The following is a 20727-nucleotide window of genomic DNA, read 5'->3' on the forward strand; positions in this document are numbered from 1 at the left end:
GGGTCGGTGCGTCAACGCAAAATCGTCTTCGATCGACCGCCTTGCCATCCGCGCATCGCCGCCGGGTGGCGGAGACTGAGGGATTCGAACCCTCGATGGAGCTTTTGGCCCCATACTCCCTTAGCAGGGGAGCCCCTTCGGCCTCTCGGGCAAGTCTCCGTGGGGCGATCCGCGAGCCGGCAAGGATACAGGCAGGCGGCGCATCCGGCAAACCCGCGCCGCTGCCTCGCGCTCATTCCTCTTGGCGAGACGCCGCCTTGGCGGCCTCGTCGGACTGGATGCGCTGGTAGATCTCCTCGCGATGGACGGCCACGTCCTTCGGCGCGGTGATGCCGATGCGCACCTGGTTGCCCTTCACGCCCAGCACGGTCACGGTGATGGCGTCCCCGATCATGAGGGTCTCACCGACACGCCGAGTCAGGATCAACATGCTGCAACTCTCCTGTCGCTAACGGCAGCGCCGCGGAACCCGGTTCCGCCACGTCCTGCATCGCATTCGTCCGATGATACGGGGCGGCGTTCAGCTTCGACAAGACACATCTTCACGCCGCCCCTACCCGTTCACGCACCCAGACCGTGACATCGGCCAACGCGGCCTGCAGCGCCGGGCCGTCCTCGCCGCCGCCCTGGGCCATGTCCGGACGCCCGCCGCCCTTGCCGTTGCTGCGGCGGGCGACCTCGGCCAGCACCTCGCCGGCCTTGACCCGGGCCAGCGCGCGACCGCTGACGCCGGCCACCAGCGCCGCCTTGCCGGCCTCGGCCCCGGCCAGCACGATGACCGCGTCGCCAAGCTGCTGCTTGAGGCGGTCGGTGGCCTCGCGCAGCGCCTTGGCGTCGAAGCCCTCCAGCCGCGCCGCCACCACCTTGATGCCGTCCACGTCTTGCGCCTGCGCGGCGAGGTCGTCGCTGGCGTTGGACGCGGCCTTGGCCTTGAACTGCTCCAGCTCGCGCTCGAGCTTCCTCTGGCGCTCCAGCAGCGCGCGCAGCTTGTCGGCCACGTCCTGCGCGTTGCCGCCCAGCAACTGCGCGGCCTCGTGCAGGCGGCGTTCCTCGGACGCCACGTAATCCAGCGCGCCCTGCCCGGTCACCGCCTCGATCCGGCGCACGCCGGCGGACACGCCGCCCTCGCTGACGATCTTGAACAGGCCGATGTCGCCGGTGCGCGCGACGTGGGTGCCGCCGCACAGTTCGGTGGACGCCTCGCCGAAGCGCAGCACGCGCACGCGCTCGCCGTACTTCTCGCCGAACAGCGCGATCGCGCCGAAGTCCAGCGCCTCCTGCATGCCCATGTGGCGGATCTCGCCGACGTGGTTGGCGCGGATCTGCGCGTTGACCCGGCGCTCGATCTCGGCCAGCTCGGCCGCGGTCAGCGGCTGGAAGTGCGAGAAGTCGAAGCGCAGGCGGTCCGGCGCGACTAGCGAGCCCTTCTGCTGCACGTGGGTGCCCAGCACCTCGCGCAGCGCGGCGTGCAGCAGGTGGGTGGCGCTGTGGTTAAGCACGGTCGCGGCGCGGCGGGCGGCGTCCACCGCGCCATGCACGCGGTCGCCCACGCGCAGCGTGCCGGACGCCAGCTGGCCGAGGTGGCCGTGGTACTGCCCGGCCAGCTTCAGGGTGTCGCGCACTGTGAAGCGTAGCCCGGGCGCTGACAGGTCGCCGGTATCCCCGACCTGGCCGCCGGACTCGGCATAGAACGGGGTACGGTCCAGCAGCACGATGGCCTCGGCGCCGGCCGCGATCGCCTCGACCGGGCGCCCGTCCTGCAGCAGCGCGACCACCGTGAGGCCCTCGGCCTCCAGCTGCTCGTAGCCGAGAAAGCCGGTCGGCGCCAGCTGCGCCACCAGCTCCGCCGGCAGCTGCACGCCGCCGCCGAACTTGCCGGCCGCGCGCGCGGCCTGCTTCTGCTGCGCCATCGCCGCGTCGAAGCCGGCCAGGTCCACGGTCATCCCGCGCTCGCGCGCCATGTCCTGGGTCAGGTCGAGCGGGAAGCCGTAGGTGTCGTACAGGCGGAATGCGGCCTCGCCCGGGATCACCCCGCCGGCGCCGGCCTGCGCGGCGACCTCGGCGAAGATGCGCATGCCGGCATCCAGGGTCTCGGCAAAGCGCTCCTCCTCGGCCAGCAGCGCGCGCTCGGCGGTGGCGCGGCCCTCGCGCAGCACGGGGTAGGCCTCGCCCATCAGGGCGTCGAGGGTGGCGACCAGCTTATGGAAGAACGGCTGGCGCACGCCCAGCATCCAGCCGTGGCGCAGGGCGCGGCGGATGATCCGGCGCAGCACATAGCCGCGGCCCTCGTTGGAGGGCAGCACGCCGTCCACGATCAGGAACGCGCTGGCGCGGATGTGGTCGGCGATCACCCGCAGCGACTTGTTCTCCAGGTCGGCGGTGGCGGTGAGTTCGGCCGCGCGCTTGATCAGCGCCTGGAACAGGTCGATCTCGTAGTTGGAGTGCACGTGCTGCAGCACCGCGGCCAGGCGCTCCAGGCCCATGCCGGTGTCGACGCACGGCGCCGGCAGCGGCACCAGGCGGCCGTCCGGCTGGCGGTCGAACTGCATGAACACCAGGTTCCAGATCTCGATGAAGCGGTCGCCGTCCTCGTCGGCGCTGCCCGGCGGGCCGCCCGCGATGTGCGGGCCATGGTCGTAGAAGATCTCGGTGCACGGGCCGCAGGGCCCGGTATCGGCCATCTGCCAGAAGTTGTCGGACGCATACGGCGCGCCCTTGTTGTCGCCGATGCGGACGATGCGCTCCTCCGGCAGGCCGATGTCGTCGCGCCAGATGGCGTAGGCCTCATCGTCGGTGTGGTAGACGGTGACCAGCAGCCGCTCCTTCGGCAGCTTCCAGACCTCGGTCAGCAGTTCCCAGGCCCAGGCGATCGCCTCCTTCTTGAAGTAGTCGCCGAACGACCAGTTGCCCAGCATCTCGAAGAAGGTGTGGTGGCGCGCGGTATAGCCCACCGAATCGAGGTCGTTGTGCTTGCCGCCGGCGCGCAGGCAACGCTGGACGTCGGCCGCGCGCACGTAGCTGCGCTTCTCCGCGCCCAGGAACACGTCCTTGAACTGGACCATGCCGGAGTTGGTGAACAGCAGGGTCGGGTCGTTGCCCGGCACCAGCGGCGCGGACGGCACGATGGTGTGGCCCTTGGAGGCGAAGAAATCCAGGAAATCCCGGCGGATGTCGGCGGTGGTCTTCATGCAGGCGGCGGAGGATGGCGGGACCGGCGCGCCGGGCCCCGCGGGCGGACGCAACCGGCCTGGCGGCCGAGTCCGCTAGTGTACACAGCCATTGCGACGATGCCGGGCGCGCGCCGCTGCGCCCCGCCTGCGCTTGCGGTGGTTGCAGCGATCGGGCCGGCGCGGCCCTGCCGGGACCGCGCCGCGGGCTGCCCGGGATCGGCGATGGCTCTACGCCCCCGCGTCCAGGTCCTCGTCCTCGGCGGCATGCTCCGCCAGCACCTGCGCGGCCAGTTCGCGCCCGAACCCCCGCCGCCGCAGCAGGTCATGGGCCTTGCGCCGCGCCGGCGGATCGCCCGCCTGCCCGTGGCGCCGGCGCAGCAGGCGGCGGGCGGCCGCCTCCCACTCCTCCGCCGGGCAGGCGGCGAGTACTTCGGCGATGAGGTCGGCGCCGAGGCCGTGGGTGCCCAGTTCCGCGCGCACCCAGGCCGGCCCATAGCCGGAGGCCAGGCGGGCGCGCAGCAGGGACTCGGCGAAGCGGCGGTCGTCCTGCCAACCGGCGGCGGCCAGGCGCGCCACCGCCTGCGCCGCTTCTTCGGCCGGCACCCCGCGCGCGGCGAGCTTGCCGGCCAATTCCCGCTGCGAATGCTCGCGCCGCACCAGCAGGCCGAGCGCCCGCTGCAGCGGCGGCGGCTCCGGCCGGCGGCGGCCGCCGCGCCTGCCGCCCGCGCTGCCGCCGGGGTCCTGGCTCATGCCTCGGCGTCGGCCTCGGCCTCGCCGCGCGGGATGTCCTGCGGGACGTACTTCTCGCGCAGGGCGGCCTCGAGCTTGGCGGCGGCGGCCGGATTCTCCTTCAGGTACTGGCGGGCGTTCTCCTTGCCCTGGCCGATGCGCTCGCCGTCGTAGCTGTACCAGGCCCCGGCCTTCTCGACCAGTCGCGCCTCCACGCCCATGTCGATCAGCTCGCCCTCGCGGCTGATGCCCTCGCCGTACAGGATCTCGGTCACCACCTGCTTGAACGGGGGCGCCAGCTTGTTCTTGACCACCTTGATCCGGGTCTGGTTGCCGATGATCTCCTCGCCCTTCTTGACGCTGCCGATGCGGCGGATGTCCAGCCGCACGGAGGCGTAGAACTTGAGCGCGTTGCCGCCGGTGGTGGTCTCCGGGCTCTGGCCCGGCATCATCACCCCGATCTTCATGCGCAGCTGGTTGATGAAGATCACCAGGCAGTTGCTGCGCTTGATGTTGGCGGTCAGCTTGCGCAGGGCCTGGCTCATCAGGCGCGCCTGCAGGCCGGGCAGCTGGTCGCCCATCTCGCCCTCGATCTCGGCCTTGGGGGTGAGGGCGGCGACCGAGTCCACCACCACCATGTCGATCGCGTTGGAACGCACCAGCATGTCGGCGATCTCCAGCGCCTGCTCGCCGGTGTCCGGCTGCGACAGGTAGAGCTCGTCCAGGTTGACCCCGAGCTTCTGCGCGTAGATCGGATCGAGCGCGTGCTCGGCGTCGATGAAGGCGCAGGTGCCGCCGGCCTTCTGGCACTGGGCGATCGCCTGCAGGGTCAGGGTGGTCTTGCCGGAGGATTCCGGGCCGTAGATCTCGACCACCCGGCCGCGCGGCAGGCCGCCGATGCCGAGGGCGATGTCCAGCATCAGCGAGCCGGTGCCGACCGTCTCCACCGCCTCGACCGTGCGGTCGCCCATGCGCATCACCGAGCCCTTGCCGAACTGGCGCTCGATCTGGGTCAGGGCGGCCGCCAGCGCGCGCTTCTTGTTCTCGTCCATCGGGATGCTCCTCGCGTCGTGAATGTCTGGGATGGGGACAGCCTAGGCCGGCGGCGTCGCACGGGCTGCGACGCGACCCGCCGGAAGGGAAGGATCGCCGGCACCGGCCGTGGGCGCGATCGGGAAAGCCCGCGCCCCGGCTCGGATTGCCGCCCGCGGGCGCCCGGGCCGGGGCCTACGCATGCGGGCGCACCAGGCCGCAGTACAGGCCCTCGATGGCGAAGTCCTGGCCCGGGCGGACCTCGATCGGAGCATAGTCCGGGTTGCGCGGCAGCAGGCGGATGCGGCCGCCGGAGACCTTGAGCAGCTTGACGGTGATCTCCTCGTCGATGCGCGCGATCACCACCTGCCCGCTGCGCGCCTCGGACGTGCGGTGCACGCCGATCAGGTCGCCGTCGAAGATGCCCTCCTCGCGCATGGAGTCCCCGCGCACCCGCAGCAGGTAGTCCGGGGCCGGCGAGAAGAAGGCGCGATCCAGCAGCAGGACCTGCTCACTGCCGATGTCGGCGCCGATCGGGACGCCGGCCGCGACCTGCCCCAGGACCGGCAGGCGCAGGATTTCGTCCTCGGCCGGCAGTTCCAGCTGGCGCGGGCCGTCCGGCCACTGCCGCAGGCGCAGCCCGCGCGCGCGCCCGGGCACGCGCTCGATCATCCCGGCCGCCTGCAGCGCCTCCAGGTGGTACTGGGCGGCGCGCACGCCCTTGAAGCCGAAGGCGCGGGCGATCTCCGCCTGTGACGGCGCATAGCCGTCGGCCTCGATGCGTTCGGCGATGAAGGCGTGGATGGCACGCTGGGTGGCGGTGAGCGGCATGTTAGTAGCATTGCTACTAATGCCGCCGCTGTCAAGCCGGCGCATCCTCCAACTGCCGCAGCAGGCCGGCCAGCGCCGCCGCGACCGTCTGCCGGCGCACCGCCTCGCGGTCGCCCGCGAACCGGAACAGTTCCGCGCGCGCGTAGCCGCCGCGGCGCTTCCAGCCGATCCACACGCTGCCGACCGGCTTGTCCGGGCTGCCACCGCCGGGGCCGGCGATGCCGGTGACCGCGACCGCGAGGGTGGCACCGGAATGCACCAGCGCCCCGGACACCATTTCCACCGCGGTCTCGCGGCTGACCGCGCCGAACTGCTCGAGGGTTTGCGGACGCACCCCCAAGAGCGCCTGCTTGGCCTCGTAGCTGTAGGCGACCATGCCGCAGTCGAACCAGGCCGAGGAGCCCGGGATGTCGGTCATGCACTTGGCGATCCAGCCGCCGGTGCAGCTTTCGGCCGTGACCAGCATCTGGCGCGCGGCCTGCAGGCGCGCGCCGAGGTCGCGCGCGAGGGCATCGAGGTCGGCATCGGTCGGGACGGCAGTGGTCATCGGCAGCGCTGCGGGCATGGGATGGGCGCCAGTTGTAGCACCCTTCCCGGCCCGGCGACCGGTCCGACCGTGGGACCGTGGCGGGGATGCAGGATGCTCGGCCGTTCCTGGCCGCCGCGCCCGAAACGCAAGGCCGGCCCGGGGGCCGGCCTTGCGTCCATCGCGGCAGCGAGGCTCAGAAGCGCTTGCGCAGGGTCGCCCCGTACATCCGCGGCGCGCCGAGGAAGGCGTTCCACGAACCGGCCTGCAGCGGCGCGTCGAAGGCCACCTGCATGTACTTGGCGTTGGTCAGGTTCTCCGCCCACAGTTCGAAGGTCCAGTCGCGGTCGCGGCTGCCGATCCCGACCCGGGCATTGACCAGAGTGTAGGCCGGCTGCAGCTTCTCCGGGTCGAGGTCGGAGCCGGTGTTGTACTTGGTCATGTACTTGGCGCCCAGGTGCAGGCGCAGCAGCAGGTCGGCGCCGACGTCGAACTCGTAGGTGGCCGAGCCGGTCAGCGACCACTTCGGCGCGAAGCTGACGGTATTGCCCGGCAGCAGGCGCAGGTCGGCGTCCGGCAGCGGATCGCGCCCGTACCTGGTATCGGCATAGGTGGCGCCGCCCTGCAGGAACAGGCCGCCGTGCTGGTACAGGATCTCGGTGTCCAGGCCCTTGGAGGTGACCTTCGGGATCGCGCGCACCACGAAGCTGGTGCCAAGGAAGCTGTTGAGCTGGAAGTCCTTGTAGATCTGGTGGAACAAGGTGCCGTTGAGCAGCAGGTTGCCGCCCAGCCAGGTGGTCTTGGCGCCCAGTTCGTAGCTGTCCACGAACTCGGCCGGGAACGAGGTGTCGTTGACCGGGATCACGCCGGCGGTGCCGCTGGACAGGCCGTTGTTGGACTGCACGCGGTCGAAGTTGAAGCCGCCGGCCTTGTAGCCGCGCGCAGCCGAGGCGTAGGTCATCACGTGCTCGTTCCAGCGGTACGCCGCCTTCAGGGTGCCCGACCACTCGCCCTCGGACAGGCGCTGGCGGGTGCTGCGGCCGTTGTGCTGCGGATTGACCCAGGGCAGGCAGCTGAAGCCGATCACGGTCGGCGCCGCCGCGCTGGCCTGGGCCACGGTCAGGCCGCGCGCGACCAGCGCGGCCACCACCTGCGCCGGGTTGGCCAGCATCGCGCCGCAGCCGAGACCGCCGTTGGGGTTGCTGTACTGCGAGGCGAGCGTCTTCTTTTCCTTCGTGTAGCGCAGGCCGAGGGTGAAGTCGAGGCGCTCGCTGGCGTGCCAGGTGTTGTTGGTGAACAGCGCGGTGCTCTTGGCGTTCTGGCGGTAGGTGTCGGCCGCGGCATGGCCGAGGAACACGGTGCCGGCCGGGCGCCCGGACGCCTGCGACAGGAACAGCGGCGCAGTCGGGCTGGTACCCAGCGCCGGGTTGATCCGGCTCAGGATCGCGATCGACAGGTACGGCTCGTAGGCGGCGCCGACCCGGTAGGCCTCGTTGCGGTCGAGGTCCTCGTTGGAATAGAACAGCCCGACCAGCCAGTCGACATGGTCGTTGCTGCCGGCCAGCCGCAGTTCCTGGCTGAAGGTGTCGAACGCGCTGTAGCTGTCGCGCTTGTCCGGGTTGCGGTAGAGAATGTCGGCAGTCGTGTAGTCGTAATCGAGGCCGTTGACCGTACTCCACTTGCGCTTGGCGGTGATCGAGGTCAGGGTCGCGCCGCCGAACCACGGGGTGGTCCAGTCGGCCTGCAGCGACAGCCCCTCGTCGCGCACGCGCTGGGCGGTGCTGCGGTTGCTCCAGGCGACCCGCGCGTACGGGTCGGCGACCGGCGCCACCCCGGAGTCGGGGACCAGCGCGTCGATGATGGCGGCGGTCGGGCCGCGGATGATGGTCACCGCCGTGCAGCAGTCCTCGTTGCGGCGGGTGAAGTCGGCCGCGAGATTGAAGCTCAGGGTGTCGGTCGGATCCCAGCGGTACTGCGCGCGCACCGTGTAGAAATTGCGGTTGAAGTCGCGCGTCGCCTCGCGCGGGCCGGTGCCGGTGTTGACCTTGATGAAGCCCTCGCGGCTGCGGTCGGCGGCATACAGCCGGAACGCGGAGTGCTCCCCGATCGGCAGGTTGAAGCTGCCGGCCAGGCCGAACGCGGAGTAGTTGCCGGCGGTCAGTTCGACGTCGGCGGCCGGCTCGAAGTCCGGGCGGCGGGTGACGATGTTGATCACGCCGGCCGAGGTGTTCTTGCCGAACAGGGTGCCCTGCGGGCCCTTGAGCACTTCGATCCGCTCCAGCTCGCCGAGGTCGCCGAAGCCGACCCCGTTGCGCGGGCGGTACACCCCGTCAATCACGATCCCGACCGAGGACTCCAGGCCGATGTTGTCGCCCACGGTGCCGATGCCGCGGATGCGCGCCACCGTCTGCGCCTCGCTCTGGGTGCTGGTCACGGTCAGGCCCGGGACCACGGTCTGCAGATCCTTGATGTCGCGCACGCCGTTTTCCTGCAAGGTCTCGGCGGACAGCGCGGTGACCATCACCGGCACGTCCTGCAGGGCCTCCTCGCGCTTCTGCGCGGTCACCACCAGCTTGTCGAGCGTCTTCGGTTCGTCGCGGCCCGGCGCTTCCTGCGCATGCGCCGGCAGCGCACAGGTGGCGATCAGCCCGGCCAGCACGGCGATGGCCAGCGGCGTGGGTCGTGGATGCATGGCGTTCATAGGTCTTCCCCCGGATGGATGGCGATGGAACCGATGTGCGCAGGCGCCCGCCGTCGTGCATGCAACGGCGGATCGTCGCGGGTGCGGCCACGTGGGGGATGGACGCGCGGCGCGCGCCCCTGCGCACCGGATGTGAACGCTAGCACATCGGCGCGCGCCCGCGCAGCCGGCGGCTGCATTCGCCCCGATCACGGCGGCCGATGCGGCACACTATCGCGCCCGCCGCCGCCCCCGCCATGCCCTCGGACCCGCACACCCCGCTGATGCGCCAGTACTTCGCCGCCAAGGCGGAGCATCCGGACGTGCTGCTGTTCTTCCGGATGGGGGATTTCTACGAGTTGTTCTACGACGACGCGCGCAAGGCGGCGCGGCTGCTGGACATCACCCTGACCCAGCGCGGGCAGTCGGCCGGCCAGCCGATCCCGATGGCCGGGGTGCCGGTGCACGCCTACGAGGGCTACCTGGCGCGGCTGGTGGCGCTGGGCGAATCGGTGGCGATCTGCGAGCAGATCGGCGACCCGGCGACCAGCAAGGGCCTGGTCGAACGCAAGGTGGTGCGCATCGTCACCCCCGGCACCGTCACCGACGAGGCGCTGCTGGACGAACGCCGCGACACCCTGCTGCTGGCGATCAGCCGCGGCAAGGGTGGCTACGGCCTGGCCTGGGCGGACCTGGCCAGCGGCCGCCTGCGCGCCAGCGAGGTGGCCGGCGAGGACGCGCTGGAAGCCGAGTTGGCGCGCCTTGCGCCGGCGGAGACCCTGATCGCGGACGAGGACGGCTGGCCGCCCTGCGTGCAGGAGGCGCGCGGCCTGCGCCGGCGCCCGCCGTGGCTGTTCGACCCCGACTCCGGCCGCCGCCAGCTACTGCAGTTCTTCGGCGTGCACGATCTCACCGGCTTCGGCCTGGACGACCGCCCGCTGGCGATCGCCGCCGCCGCCGCGGTGCTGGGCTACGTGGAGGAAACCCAGAAGCAGCGGCTGCCGCACCTGCGCAGCATCGCGCTGGAGGCCGGCGACGAGGCGATCGCGATGAACGCCGCCACCCGCCGCCACCTCGAGCTGGACAGCCGGGTGGACGGCGATACCCGCGCCACCCTGCTCGGCGTGCTCGACAGCACCATCACCCCGATGGGCGGCCGCCTGCTGCGGCGCTGGCTGCACCGCCCGCTGCGCGAGCGCGCACCGCTGCGCCAGCGTCAGCACGCGGTGCAGGCGCTGCTGGACGGCGGCACCCAGGTGCCGCTGCGCGAGGCGTTCCGCGGACTGGGCGACATGGAGCGCATCCTCGCCCGGGTGGCCCTGCGCAGCGCGCGTCCGCGCGACCTGGCCACCCTGCGCGACGGCCTGTCCGCGCTGCCGGCGATCCGCGCGCTGCTGGCGCCGCTGGACTCGCCGCGGCTGCAGGCGCTGCACGCCGAACTGGGCGAACACGCCGCCACCGCCGCCCACCTCCAGGCCGCGCTGGTCGCGCAGCCGCCGCTGCTGGCGCGCGACGGCGGGGTGATCGCGGACGGCTTCGACGCCGAACTGGACGAACTGCGCCGGCTGTCCACCCATGCCGACCAGTTCCTGCTCGACCTGGAGGCGCGCGAGCGCGCCGCCACCGGCATCGCCAGCCTGAAGGTCGGCTACAACCGGGTGCACGGCTACTACATCGAGATCGGCAAGGCCCACAGCGACAAGGTCCCGGTGCACTACACCCGGCGCCAGACCCTGACCGGCGCCGAGCGCTACATCACCGAGGAGCTGAAAGGCTTCGAGGACAAGGTGCTGTCCGCGCGCGAACGCGCGCTGGCGCGCGAGAAGCTGCTGTACGAGGGATTGCTGGATACCCTCAACGGCGTGCTGGAGCCGCTGCGCCGCTGCGCGCTGGCGCTGTCCGAACTGGACGTGCTGGCGTGCTTCGCCGAGCGCGCGCTGGCGCTGGACTGGAACCGGCCCGAGCTGCGCGACGCGCCCGGCCTGCGCATCGAACGCGGCCGCCACCCGGTGGTGGAGGCGCTGCGCGATGCGCCGTTCGAACCCAACGACCTGGTGTTCGACGCCGAGGCCGAGGGCGGCGGCACCCGCATGTACGTCATCACCGGCCCGAACATGGGCGGCAAGTCCACCTTCATGCGCCAGAACGCGCTGATCGTGCTGCTCGCCCACATCGGCAGCTTCGTGCCCGCCGCGCGCGCCGAAATTGGCCCGATCGACCGCATCCTCACCCGCATCGGCGCCGGCGACGACCTCGCCCGCGGCCAGTCCACCTTCATGGTGGAGATGAGCGAGACCGCCTACATCCTGCACCACGCCACCGAGCAGTCGCTGGTGCTGATGGACGAAATCGGCCGCGGCACCTCCACCTACGACGGGCTGGCGCTGGCCGACGCGGTGGCGCGCCAGCTGGCGACGGTGAACCGCAGCTACACCCTGTTCGCCACCCACTATTTCGAACTGACCGCGCTGGCCGAACCGGGCAGCGGCATCGCCAACCTGCACCTGGACGCGGTGGAGCACGGCGAGGCGCTGGTGTTCATGCACGCAGTGCGCCCGGGCCCGGCCAACCGCAGCTTCGGCCTGCAGGTCGCGGCGCTGGCCGGGCTGCCGCGGACCGTGCTGCAGCAGGCGCGCGCGCGCCTGGCGGAACTGGAGGCGCAGGCACGCGAGGCACCACTACCTGCGATGACCGCGCCGGCGCTCGAAGCCCCGCAGCAGTTCGGGCTGTTCCCGCCTGCCTCCGCCGCGCTGGAAGCGCTGGCCGCGCTGGACCCGGACGCGCTCAGCCCGCGCCAGGCACTGGAGGCGCTGTACCGGCTGAAGGCGCTGGCGACGGCCTCCGGCGCCGGCCGGCCTTGACGCCGCGCGCGGCCGGGCCTGCTAGGGTGGCAGTGGGACTCCCCCGTACCGGAGGAGCCTGCCGCCATGGCCAGCCTCAGCGACGACCTGCTCGCGCAACTCACCGGCCCGGCACTGGGCCAGATCAGCCGCCAGCTGGGCGCCGACCCGGCCCAGACCTCCACCGCCATCGGCGCGGCCCTGCCGATGCTGCTCGGCGCACTCGGGCGCGACCACGCCGGCGCCGGCGGGATCGCCGAGGTCCTCGGCGCGGTGCTGGGCGGACAGGCCTCGCCGCAGACCGACGGCCAGGGCCAGCTCGGCCACATCTTCGGCGACCGCCTGCCGCGCGCCGAGGCCGGGCTGGGGCAGGCCAGCGGCCTTGGCCGCGACCAGGCCGGCCGCCTGCTGGCCATCCTCGCGCCGATCGTGCTGGCCTACCTGGGACGGCGCATGTTCGCGGGCGGCAGCGCCGGACCGCACGCCCTCGGGCAGCTGCTCGGGCAGGAACAGCAGCAGCTGGCCGAGCGCGGCAATCCCGGCCTCGCCCTGCTCGGCCAAGTGCTGGACCAGGACGGCGATGGCCAGTTCGGGCTGGACGACGTGCTGCGGCTCGGCGGGCGGCTGTTCGGCGCGGGTCGCTGAGCGCCAGACCGCACGCCAGCGCACGCCGTAGGCACAGTCTGAGAAGGGCGGCACGGCCGCAGTCGATGCAGCGGGCCGATCAATAGTCTGTTGCTATCGTAATTTTCCAATCATTCGATTTTTCATAGAGACCGGCCCGGCCTAGAGTGAGGCCTCTACCGCCGGGAGCCCGCTCCATGAACGTCGAATCGAAGTGCCCGTTCCACAGCGCCGCCGCCGTCCGCAGCAGCACCACCAACGAGGACTGGTGGCCGAATGCGCTCAACCTCGACATCCTCCATCAGCACGACCGCAAGACCAATCCGATGTCGCCCGGGTTCAACTACCGGGAGGAAGTGAAGAAGCTCGACGTGGCCGCGCTCAAGCGCGACCTGCACGCGCTGATGACCGACAGCCAGTCTTGGTGGCCGGCCGACTGGGGCCACTACGGCGGCCTGATGATCCGCATGGCCTGGCATGCCGCCGGCACCTACCGCGCCGGCGACGGCCGCGGTGGCGGCGGCACCGGCAACCAGCGCTTCGCCCCGCTCAACAGTTGGCCGGACAACGCCAGCCTGGACAAGGCGCGACGCCTGCTGTGGCCGATCAAGAAGAAATACGGCAACAGGATCAGCTGGGCCGACCTGATGATCCTGGCCGGCAACATCGCCTATGAGTCGATGGGTCTGAAGACCTTTGGCTTCGGCTTCGGCCGCGAGGACATCTGGCATCCGGAGAAGGACATCTACTGGGGAGCGGAGAAGGAGTGGCTGGGCCGCGGCCGCTACGAGGACGACAGCGACCCGACCTCGCTGGAGAACCCGCTGGCCGCGGTGCAGATGGGCCTGATCTACGTCAATCCCGAGGGCGTGGGCGGCAAGCCCGACCCGGCGAAGACCGCGCTGGAGGTACGCGAGACCTTCAAGCGCATGGGCATGAACGACGAGGAGACCGCGGCCCTCACCGCCGGCGGCCACACCGTCGGCAAGGCCCACGGCAACGGCCGCGCCGAGCGCCTCGGCCCGAACCCGGAGGCCGCCGACGTCACCGAGCAGGGCTTAGGCTGGACCAACCCGGACATGCAGGGCAAGGCCGCCAATGCGGTGACCTCCGGCATCGAGGGCGCCTGGACCAGCAACCCGACCCAGTTCGACATGGGCTACTTCGAGATGCTGTTCGGCCACGAGTGGGAGCTGCGCAAGTCCCCGGCCGGGGCCAACCAGTGGGAGCCGGTCGACATCAAGGAGGAGGACAAGCCGCTGGACGCCAGCGACCCGTCCAAGCGCCACAACCCGATCATGACCGACGCCGACATGGCGATGAAGGTCGATCCGATCTACAACGCGATCTGCCGCAAGTTCATGGCCGATCCGGAGTACTTCAAGGACACCTTCGCCCGCGCCTGGTTCAAGCTCACCCACCGCGACATGGGCCCGAAGGCGCGCTACCTCGGCCCGGACGTGCCGGCCGAGGACCTGATCTGGCAGGACCCGGTGCCGAAGGGCAGCACCGGCTACGACGTGGCCGCGGTGAAGGCGAAGATCGCCGCGAGCGGGCTGTCGGTGGGCGACCTGGTGAGCACCGCGTGGGACAGCGCGCGCACCTTCCGCCAGTCCGACTACCGCGGCGGCGCCAACGGCGCGCGCATCCGCCTGGCCCCGCAGAAGGACTGGGAGGGCAACGAGCCGGCGCGGCTGGCGCGGGTGCTGGCGGTGCTCGAGCCGATCGCCAAGGAGGCCGGTGCCTCGCTGGCCGACGTGATCGTGCTGGCCGGCAACGTCGGCCTGGAGCAGGCGATCCAGGCCGCCGGCTTCGACGTGCCGGTGCCGTTCGCCCCCGGCCGCGGCGATGCCAGCCAGGAACAGACCGACGTCGAGTCGTTCGCCCACCTCGAGCCGCTGGCGGATGGCTACCGCAACTGGCAGAAGAAGCAGTACGCCGCCAGCCCCGAGGAGATGCTGGTCGACCGCACCCAGCTGATGGGCCTGACCGCGCCGGAGATGACCGTGCTGATCGGCGGCATGCGCGTGCTCGGCACCAACCATGGCGGCACCCGCCACGGCGTGTTCACCGACCGCGTGGGCGCCCTGACCACCGACTTCTTCGTCAACCTGCTGGACATGGGCAACCGCTGGGTCAAGGCCGGCGACCACTACGAGATCCGCGACCGCGCCACCGACGCGGTGAAGTGGACCGCCACCCGGGTCGACCTGGTGTTCGGCTCCAACTCGATCCTGCGCGCCTACGCCGAGGTCTATGCTCAGGACGACAACAAGGAGAAGTTCGTGCGCGACTTCGTGGCCGCCTGGACCAAGGTCATGAACGCCGACCGCTTCGATCTGGGCGCCTGATCCCGGCCGATTGCGCCCCTTCGGCGGCCGCCTGCGGGCGGCCGTCGTCGTTTTCCAGGGGCGATACGCGCACCAGGCTCAGGACGGGATCAGCACGTATTCCAGCGAGGCCGCCGCGCGGCGCGCCCCGTCGCGCAGGATGATCGGGTTGACGAAGCTGCCATAAACCGTGCCGCGCCCCGGCGGCCAGGGATCGTGGATGCGCACCATGGTGCCCTGCCCGGAGGGATCGCCGTCGCTGTAGACGCCGCTCAGCACCACGGCATGCCCACCGAGATGGTTGGCCCCATCTCGATATATGGTCCCGATCCACAGAGGCATGCGCAGCAGCAGTCCCACGAGTTCCTGCACCCCCAGCGAGCGGTTTGGCATGCGCCAACCCAAGCCGCGCGCGAAGGTGTCGAGGTTGTCGAGATCCGCGATTATCCCACCCCTCAGGCCGAGGCTGGCCCGGCCTCGGCCGACGCTCATGGTGTTGCCGAGGATCATGGTCGCCGCCGCCGACCAGCAGCTCATGCCGTCCGGCTGGCCGAAGAGCCGGATCGGATGCTCGCGCTGGTGGCGCAGGCCCAGTGCGGTCCAGGTCTGCGGGCCGACCACCCCGTCCACCACCAGGCCCGGATGCCGGCGCTGGAAGGCGCGTACCGCGCGCTCGCACTCCCCGTCGAAGCGGCCATCGCTGCCGGAGTACGGCAGGTCGGCATGCTCGCGGGTGTCCGCCCGCACCAGCAGGCACTGCATGAACTCGACGTCGTGGCCGTGGCTGCCGCGGTACAGGGTGCGCATGGCCGTCCTCCGGAACTGGATGCCGGCAGTCTCGGCGGCACGATCTGCCGCGGCAATCCGCCATGCGTCATAGACCGGACGCGGCAAGCCCCGGCATGGCAGGGCATGCGGGCAAGCGAGCCGCTCACCGCGCAGTGCTGAAGCTAGAGTGCGCCGATATCGCCCAGCGCGCGCAGCAGGCGGCGGGCGCGCTTGTCCGGCTTGGTTTCGGGTGGCTGGAAGCCGGCGCGCTCGGCCGCACGCTGCGCGCGGGCATGCGCGCGCGCCTGCCGCGATGCCTCGGATTCGCGGTACAGGGCCTGGGCGGCGCTGGCCGGGCCGCGGGTATCGCTGAGTGCCAGCACTTCGATCTCGAAGCGCTCCTCCGCGCGCTGCACCACCAGCGCATCGCCCACCCGCACGCCGCGCGCGGGCTTGGCACGCTGGCCGCCGACTTCGACCTTGCCAGTCTCGATGGCGTGCTTGGCCAGCGCGCGGGTCTTGAAGAAGCGCGCGGCCCACAGCCACAGGTCGAGGCGGACGCTGGCGGTCTCGTCGGAGCTGGGCATGCGCGGCGGTCCTGTACCACAAACGCAGACGGCCACCCGGGGGTGGCCGTCGCGTGGCGAGGCGCTTGGTCCCGCCTTACTCGGCGGCAGCGGCGGCCGCCGCCGCGGCGGCCTTGGCCTTGGCGTTGCCGGCCAGGTCTTCCTTGATGCGCGCCTTCTTGCCCTCCAGTCCGCGCAGGTAGTAGAGCTTGCTGGCGCGCACGTCGCCGCGGCGCTTGACTTCGACCGAGTCGATCGCCGGGCTGTGGGTCTGGAACACGCGCTCGACGCCGTAGCCGTGCGAGATCTTGCGCACGGTGAAGGACGAATTCAGGCCGGCGTTCTTCTTGGCGATCACCACGCCCTCGTAGGCCTGCACGCGCTCGCGGTTGCCTTCCTTCACCTTGACGTTGACGACGACGGTATCGCCGGGGCCGAAGTCGGGCAGCTGGCGCGAGACCTGGGCGGTCTCGAACTCCTGGACGAGGGTGTGGATCGAGGGCTTGTTCATGGGATCAACCTAGGAAAGGGATTGCGTGCGGCTGCACGCGCCTGTTGGAGTCGTTGTTGCGCGAGTGCACGTGGACCCGCGTCATGGCATCGGGGGTGCTGCAGGCACGACCCAGGAAGGCCGTGGGCAGCGCAGCATGATCGCATGTTTTCCCCGCCCGCGCCAGCGGCCGGGCGCGGCGCCGGATCAGGCATCGCCCTCCGGCGCGTCGAGGGCGCGCAGGAAGTGCGCCTTGAAGTCCTCCAGCAGGGCGCGGTCGGCCTTCGACAGCGCGGCCTCGTCCAGCAGGTCGGGGCGGCGCAGCCAGGTCCGGCCCAGCGCCTGCTGCCGGCGCCAGCGCGCGATCCTGGCATGGTCGCCGGACAGCAGCACCTCCGGCACCCGGCCCAGCGGGTGGTCCACCGGGCGGGTGTAATGCGGGCAGTCCAGCAGGCCGTCGCCCTCGAAGCTGTCCTGCGCCGCGGACTCGGCATCGCCCAGCGCACCGTCCAGCAGCCGCGCCACCGCATCGACCACCACCGCCGCACCCAGCTCGCCGCCGGACAGCACGTAGTCGCCGATTGACAGCTCCTCGTCCACCTCGGCCTGCAGCAGGCGCTCGTCCACGCCTTCGTAGCGGCCGCACAGCAGCACCAGCCGCGGCAGCGCCGCCAGTTCGCGCACCTTGCGCTGGTCGAGGCGCCGCCCCTGCGGGCTGAGGTACACCACCCGCGCGGGCGCCGGATCCGCCGCCCGCGCCGCCGCGATCGCCGCACGCAGCGGGTCGATCAGCATCACCATGCCCGGACCGCCGCCGAACGGACGGTCGTCCACCCGGCGGTAATTGCCCTCGGCGAAGTCGCGCGGGTTCCAGCCGTGGATCGCCAGCAGCCCGCGCTCGCCGGCGCGCCCGACCACGCCGTGGGCGGCGAGCTGGGCGACGAACTCGGGGAACAGGCTGATGACGTCGAAACGCATGCCGGCGGGCGCCTAGAAGTCCGGGTCCCAGTCCACCACCACCAGGCCGGCGGCGAAATCGACGCTGCGGATGTAATCGGGCTGGACGAACGGGATCATGCGCTCACGCTCGCCCTGCGCCACCAGCACGTGGTTGGCGCCGTTGTCGAACAGGTAGGCCACGCGGCCGAAGTCCACGCCCTCGACGTTGGCCACGCGCAGGCCTTCCAGGTCCACCCAGTAGTACTCGCCGGGGGCCGGCGGCGGTAGCGCGCTGCGCGGCACCAGCACCTCGGTCCCGCGCAGGGCCTCGGCGGCATCGCGGTCGGCGATCCCCGGCAGGGTGGCGATCAGGCCCTTGCCGCCGGCGCGCACCTGCGCGCCCGCGCACACGCGCTCGCCGCCGCGCGGGTCGCGCAGGGTCCACGGCTGGTAGCGCGCGATCGCGCGGGCAGGTTCGGTATAGCTCTCGAGCTTGACCTCGCCGCGCACGCCGAACGCACCGTGGAGGCGGCCCACGGCGATCATCCGCTGGCCGGCCGACGGTGCGTTCATTGCGGGATCCAGTCCGGCGGCGCCCGCGGGGCGCCGCCCGGGATGCGGCGGGATCAGGCCGCCTTGGCGGCGGTCTTGTACAGGTCGGCGACCTTGTCGGTCAGCTGGGCGCCGTTGTCCAGCCAGTACTTCACGCGCTCCAGATCCAGCTCGACCCGCTTCTCGTTGCCCTGCGCCACCGGGTTGTAGTAGCCCACGCGCTCGATGTTGCGGCCGTCGCGGGCGCTGCGGCTGTCGGTGACGATGATGTGGTAGAAGGGGCGCTTCTTGGCGCCGCCGCGGGTGAGGCGGATCTTGACCATGGTGTGCTCGGTGTTGCCCAGCGGCCGGGATGGCCGGGTAAGCTGGCAAGTATAGCCGACGCGCCCGCCGCGGCCAAGCCCGGTGCTCAGCGGAACGGCAGCCCGCCGCGCCCGCCCATCATCCCGGACAGCCCGCGCAGCAGCCCTTTGGCGCCGCCGCGGCCGAGCTTGCCCATCATCTTCTCCATCTGCTGGTACTGCTTGAGCAGGCGGTTGACGTCGGCCGGGGTCAGCCCGGCGCCGCGCGCGATGCGCGCCCGCCGCGAGCCGTTGAGCAGGTCCGGGTTGCGCCGCTCTTTCCGGGTCATCGAATTGATGATCGCGATCATGCGCGGCACCTCCTTGCCGGTGACCTGCTGCTTGACCGCCTCCGGCAGCTGGCCGACGCCCGGCAGCTTGTCCATCAGCCCGTGCAGGCCACCCATCGCCTGCATCTGCTGCAGCTGGTCGCGCATGTCCTCGAGGTCGAAGCGCTTGCCCTTGGCGACCTTCTCCGCCAGCTTCTGCGCCTTGTCCTTGTCGACCTGGGCCTCGACCTGCTCCACCAGCGAGAGCACGTCGCCCATGTCGAGGATGCGGCTGGCGGCGCGGTCGGGGTGGAACACGTCCAGCCCGTCGGGCTTCTCGCCCACGCCGACGAACTTGATCGGCTTGCCGGTGATGTAGCGCACCGACAGCGCGGCGCCGCCGCGGGCGTCGCCGTCGGTCTTGGTCAGCACCACGCCGGTCAGCGGCAGCGCCTCGCCGAAGTGCTTGGCGGTGACCGCCGCGTCCTGGCCGGTCATCGAGTCCACCACGAACAGGGTCTCGACCGGGTTCACCGCGGCGTGCAGGGCCTTGATCTCGGCCATCATCGCCGCGTCGATGCTGGTGCGGCCGGCGGTGTCCACGATCAGCACGTCCGCGTAGGCGCGGCGGGCCTCGTCGATCGCGGCCTTGACGATGGCCTCCGGCTTCTGCCCGGCATCGGACGGGAAGAACAGCGCGCCCACCTGTCCGGCCAGGGTCTGCAGCTGTTCGATCGCGGCCGGGCGGTACACGTCGGCCGAGACCACCATCACCTTCTTCTTGCGCTTCTCCTTGAGGTGCTTGGCGAGCTTGGCCACGGTGGTGGTCTTGCCCGCGCCCTGCAGGCCGGCCATCAGGATCACCGCCGGCGCCGGTACGTTGAGGTTGAGGTCGGACGCCTGCGCGCCCATCACCGCGGCCAACTCGTCGCGCACGATCCGCACCAGCACCTGGCCCGGGGTCAGCGAGCGCATGACCTCCTGCCCCACCGCGCGCACCTTGATGCGCTGGATCAGGGCCTGCACCACCGGCAGCGCCACGTCCGCCTCCAGCAGCGCGATCCGCACCTCGCGCACCGCCTCGGCGATGTTGGACTCGGTCAGGCGCCCGCGTCCGCGCAGGCGCTCGATGGTGCCGGACAGGCGCTGGGTCAGGGATTCGAACATGGCGGTACAGGCTGCGGGCGGGCCGGGGGCGCGCAGTATACCGGCGGCGATGCCGGCCCCGGCTGTGCGACACTTCCGCGGATGCTGATGCCTGCGATCGCCCTCGCCCTCTACCTGGCCGCTTGCGTGCTGCTGTGGCGCACCGCCACGGGCGCGCATCCGCACGCGCGCGGCTGGGTCCCGGTCGCGGTGCTGGCGGTGCTGTTCCATGCCGAGACCCACGTCGAGGCCTGGCGCCTGCTGCAGGGGCCGGACATGCACTTCTTCGCCGCGCTGTCGCTGGTCGGGCTGGGCATGGCCGCGCTGACCACCGCCTACGGCGCGACCGGGCGGATGCCGGCGCTCGGGCTGGTGGTGTTCCCGCTGGCAGCGCTGGCGCTCTTGGCCTATGCGCTGTACGGGCATGCCGATGCGGTCAGCCGGCTCGACTGGCGGCTGCAACTGCACGCCTGGCTGGCGCTGCTGGCCTACGCGGCGCTGGCGCTGGCGGCGGTGCTGGCGGTGTTCCTGTGGGCGCAGGAGCGCGCCCTGCGCCGGCGCCGGCTGTCGCACTGGCTGGCCGCCCTGCCGCCGCTGACCGAGCTGGAGACCCTGCTGTTCCGCACCATCGCGGTCGGCTTCGTGCTGCTGACCGCGACCCTGCTGACCGGGGTGCTGTTCGTGCACGACCTGCTCGCCCAGCACCTGGTGCACAAGACCGTGCTCAGCGTGCTGTCGTGGCTGGCATTCGGCGCCCTGCTGCTGGGGCGCTGGCGGCGCGGCTGGCGCGGGGCGACCGCGGTGCGCTGGACGCTGGCGGCGATGGCGCTGCTGGTGCTGGCCTTCTTCGGCAGCAAGTTCGTACTGGAGCTGGTGCTGCGCCGCCCGGGCTGA

General features: G+C 71.5%; 18 protein-coding genes and 1 tRNA gene. 4 read left to right on the forward strand and 15 right to left on the reverse strand.

The features are described 5' to 3' along the window. Positions 1-66 precede the first annotated feature (66 nt). The 8 genes from ML340_RS03625 to ML340_RS03660 all read right to left on the reverse strand — a co-directional run bounded on the left by ML340_RS03625 (position 67) and on the right by ML340_RS03660 (position 8980). Positions 67-159, reverse strand: a tRNA-Ser gene (locus tag ML340_RS03625). A 73-nt stretch (positions 160-232) separates the two neighbouring features. Then, positions 233-430 carry a carbon storage regulator CsrA gene (csrA, locus tag ML340_RS03630; protein ID WP_240096760.1) on the reverse strand — a complete coding sequence of 66 codons (198 nt, stop codon included), beginning with the start codon at positions 428-430 and terminating at the stop codon, positions 233-235. A 112-nt stretch (positions 431-542) separates the two neighbouring features. Next, positions 543-3188 (reverse strand): alanine--tRNA ligase, encoded by a 2646-nt coding sequence (gene alaS, locus ML340_RS03635; RefSeq protein ID WP_240096762.1) that lies wholly within the window; start codon positions 3186-3188, stop codon positions 543-545. Positions 3189-3398: 210 nt separating this feature from the next. Next, positions 3399-3920: a regulatory protein RecX gene (locus tag ML340_RS03640; protein ID WP_240096764.1), complete on the reverse strand. Its 522-nt coding sequence runs from the start codon at positions 3918-3920 to the stop codon at positions 3399-3401. Then, positions 3917-4951, reverse strand: a complete 1035-nt coding sequence (recA, locus tag ML340_RS03645; RefSeq protein ID WP_240096766.1) for a recombinase RecA — start codon at positions 4949-4951, stop codon at positions 3917-3919. The genes ML340_RS03640 and recA overlap by 4 nt, the downstream gene beginning before the upstream one ends. A gap of 175 nt (positions 4952-5126) precedes the next feature. Next, a complete protein-coding gene (gene lexA, locus ML340_RS03650) occupies positions 5127-5762 on the reverse strand; it encodes a transcriptional repressor LexA (RefSeq protein WP_240096768.1) in 636 nt (211 codons plus the stop codon). 31 nt (positions 5763-5793) lie between these two features. Next, positions 5794-6309: a CinA family protein gene (locus tag ML340_RS03655; RefSeq protein WP_240097198.1), complete on the reverse strand. Its 516-nt coding sequence runs from the start codon at positions 6307-6309 to the stop codon at positions 5794-5796. A gap of 175 nt (positions 6310-6484) precedes the next feature. Continuing rightward, positions 6485-8980 (reverse strand): TonB-dependent receptor, encoded by a 2496-nt coding sequence (locus ML340_RS03660; protein WP_240096770.1) that lies wholly within the window; start codon positions 8978-8980, stop codon positions 6485-6487. 209 nt (positions 8981-9189) lie between these two features. Between ML340_RS03660 and mutS the strand changes: the two genes are divergently transcribed. The 3 genes from mutS to katG all read left to right on the forward strand — a co-directional run bounded on the left by mutS (position 9190) and on the right by katG (position 14783). Continuing rightward, positions 9190-11829, forward strand: a complete 2640-nt coding sequence (gene mutS, locus ML340_RS03665; RefSeq protein ID WP_425608274.1) for a DNA mismatch repair protein MutS — start codon at positions 9190-9192, stop codon at positions 11827-11829. A gap of 66 nt (positions 11830-11895) precedes the next feature. Beyond that, complete coding sequence (locus ML340_RS03670; RefSeq protein WP_240096774.1) at positions 11896-12453, forward strand: DUF937 domain-containing protein; 558 nt, start codon at positions 11896-11898, stop codon at positions 12451-12453. A 176-nt stretch (positions 12454-12629) separates the two neighbouring features. Next, positions 12630-14783: a catalase/peroxidase HPI gene (gene katG / locus ML340_RS03675; RefSeq protein ID WP_240096776.1), complete on the forward strand. Its 2154-nt coding sequence runs from the start codon at positions 12630-12632 to the stop codon at positions 14781-14783. A 78-nt stretch (positions 14784-14861) separates the two neighbouring features. Here katG and ML340_RS03680 read toward each other — a convergent pair whose 3' ends face one another. The 7 genes from ML340_RS03680 to ffh form a co-directional block, all read right to left on the reverse strand. After that, positions 14862-15569, reverse strand: a complete 708-nt coding sequence (locus ML340_RS03680) for a peptidoglycan-binding protein (RefSeq protein WP_240096778.1) — start codon at positions 15567-15569, stop codon at positions 14862-14864. A gap of 143 nt (positions 15570-15712) precedes the next feature. After that, entirely contained in the window at positions 15713-16117 is a 405-nt protein-coding gene (locus ML340_RS03685) for an RNA-binding S4 domain-containing protein (RefSeq protein WP_240096780.1), read from the reverse strand. 76 nt (positions 16118-16193) lie between these two features. Further along, positions 16194-16607 carry a 50S ribosomal protein L19 gene (rplS, locus tag ML340_RS03690; protein WP_240096782.1) on the reverse strand — a complete coding sequence of 138 codons (414 nt, stop codon included), beginning with the start codon at positions 16605-16607 and terminating at the stop codon, positions 16194-16196. Between the two features lie 186 nt (positions 16608-16793). After that, complete coding sequence (gene trmD, locus ML340_RS03695) at positions 16794-17564, reverse strand: tRNA (guanosine(37)-N1)-methyltransferase TrmD (protein WP_240096784.1); 771 nt, start codon at positions 17562-17564, stop codon at positions 16794-16796. Between the two features lie 12 nt (positions 17565-17576). Continuing rightward, the gene (gene rimM, locus ML340_RS03700; protein ID WP_240096786.1) at positions 17577-18098 is read right to left on the reverse strand and encodes a ribosome maturation factor RimM; all 522 of its coding nucleotides are present in this window, start codon (positions 18096-18098) and stop codon (positions 17577-17579) included. 53 nt (positions 18099-18151) lie between these two features. Beyond that, on the reverse strand, positions 18152-18400 hold the full coding sequence (gene rpsP / locus ML340_RS03705; protein WP_240096788.1) for a 30S ribosomal protein S16: 249 nt from the start codon (positions 18398-18400) through the stop codon (positions 18152-18154). Positions 18401-18486: 86 nt separating this feature from the next. Next, positions 18487-19854 (reverse strand): signal recognition particle protein, encoded by a 1368-nt coding sequence (ffh, locus tag ML340_RS03710; protein WP_240096790.1) that lies wholly within the window; start codon positions 19852-19854, stop codon positions 18487-18489. 81 nt (positions 19855-19935) lie between these two features. Between ffh and ML340_RS03715 the strand changes: the two genes are divergently transcribed. After that, positions 19936-20727, forward strand: a complete 792-nt coding sequence (locus tag ML340_RS03715) for a cytochrome C assembly family protein (RefSeq protein WP_240096792.1) — start codon at positions 19936-19938, stop codon at positions 20725-20727.

The organism is Thermomonas flagellata, assembly GCF_022419185.1.
GTDB classification, from domain to species: domain Bacteria; phylum Pseudomonadota; class Gammaproteobacteria; order Xanthomonadales; family Xanthomonadaceae; genus Thermomonas; species Thermomonas flagellata.

What these genes read in the sequence shown, in the direction of transcription:
- alaS (WP_240096762.1), bottom strand. Translation starts at nt 3,188, where the DNA reads ATGAAGACCACCGCCGACATCCGCCGGGATTTCCTGGATTTCTTCGCC.
- mutS (WP_425608274.1), top strand. Translation starts at nt 9,190, where the DNA reads ATGCGGCACACTATCGCGCCCGCCGCCGCCCCCGCCATGCCCTCGGAC.
- rimM (WP_240096786.1), bottom strand. Translation starts at nt 18,098, where the DNA reads ATGAACGCACCGTCGGCCGGCCAGCGGATGATCGCCGTGGGCCGCCTC.
- ML340_RS03660 (WP_240096770.1), bottom strand. Translation starts at nt 8,980, where the DNA reads ATGCATCCACGACCCACGCCGCTGGCCATCGCCGTGCTGGCCGGGCTG.
- ML340_RS03680 (WP_240096778.1), bottom strand. Translation starts at nt 15,569, where the DNA reads ATGCGCACCCTGTACCGCGGCAGCCACGGCCACGACGTCGAGTTCATG.
- rpsP (WP_240096788.1), bottom strand. Translation starts at nt 18,400, where the DNA reads ATGGTCAAGATCCGCCTCACCCGCGGCGGCGCCAAGAAGCGCCCCTTC.
- rplS (WP_240096782.1), bottom strand. Translation starts at nt 16,607, where the DNA reads ATGAACAAGCCCTCGATCCACACCCTCGTCCAGGAGTTCGAGACCGCC.
- lexA (WP_240096768.1), bottom strand. Translation starts at nt 5,762, where the DNA reads ATGCCGCTCACCGCCACCCAGCGTGCCATCCACGCCTTCATCGCCGAA.
- ML340_RS03640 (WP_240096764.1), bottom strand. Translation starts at nt 3,920, where the DNA reads ATGAGCCAGGACCCCGGCGGCAGCGCGGGCGGCAGGCGCGGCGGCCGC.
- ML340_RS03685 (WP_240096780.1), bottom strand. Translation starts at nt 16,117, where the DNA reads ATGCCCAGCTCCGACGAGACCGCCAGCGTCCGCCTCGACCTGTGGCTG.
- ML340_RS03670 (WP_240096774.1), top strand. Translation starts at nt 11,896, where the DNA reads ATGGCCAGCCTCAGCGACGACCTGCTCGCGCAACTCACCGGCCCGGCA.
- trmD (WP_240096784.1), bottom strand. Translation starts at nt 17,564, where the DNA reads ATGCGTTTCGACGTCATCAGCCTGTTCCCCGAGTTCGTCGCCCAGCTC.
- katG (WP_240096776.1), top strand. Translation starts at nt 12,630, where the DNA reads ATGAACGTCGAATCGAAGTGCCCGTTCCACAGCGCCGCCGCCGTCCGC.
- csrA (WP_240096760.1), bottom strand. Translation starts at nt 430, where the DNA reads ATGTTGATCCTGACTCGGCGTGTCGGTGAGACCCTCATGATCGGGGAC.
- ML340_RS03715 (WP_240096792.1), top strand. Translation starts at nt 19,936, where the DNA reads ATGCTGATGCCTGCGATCGCCCTCGCCCTCTACCTGGCCGCTTGCGTG.
- ML340_RS03655 (WP_240097198.1), bottom strand. Translation starts at nt 6,309, where the DNA reads ATGACCACTGCCGTCCCGACCGATGCCGACCTCGATGCCCTCGCGCGC.
- recA (WP_240096766.1), bottom strand. Translation starts at nt 4,951, where the DNA reads ATGGACGAGAACAAGAAGCGCGCGCTGGCGGCCGCCCTGACCCAGATC.
- ffh (WP_240096790.1), bottom strand. Translation starts at nt 19,854, where the DNA reads ATGTTCGAATCCCTGACCCAGCGCCTGTCCGGCACCATCGAGCGCCTG.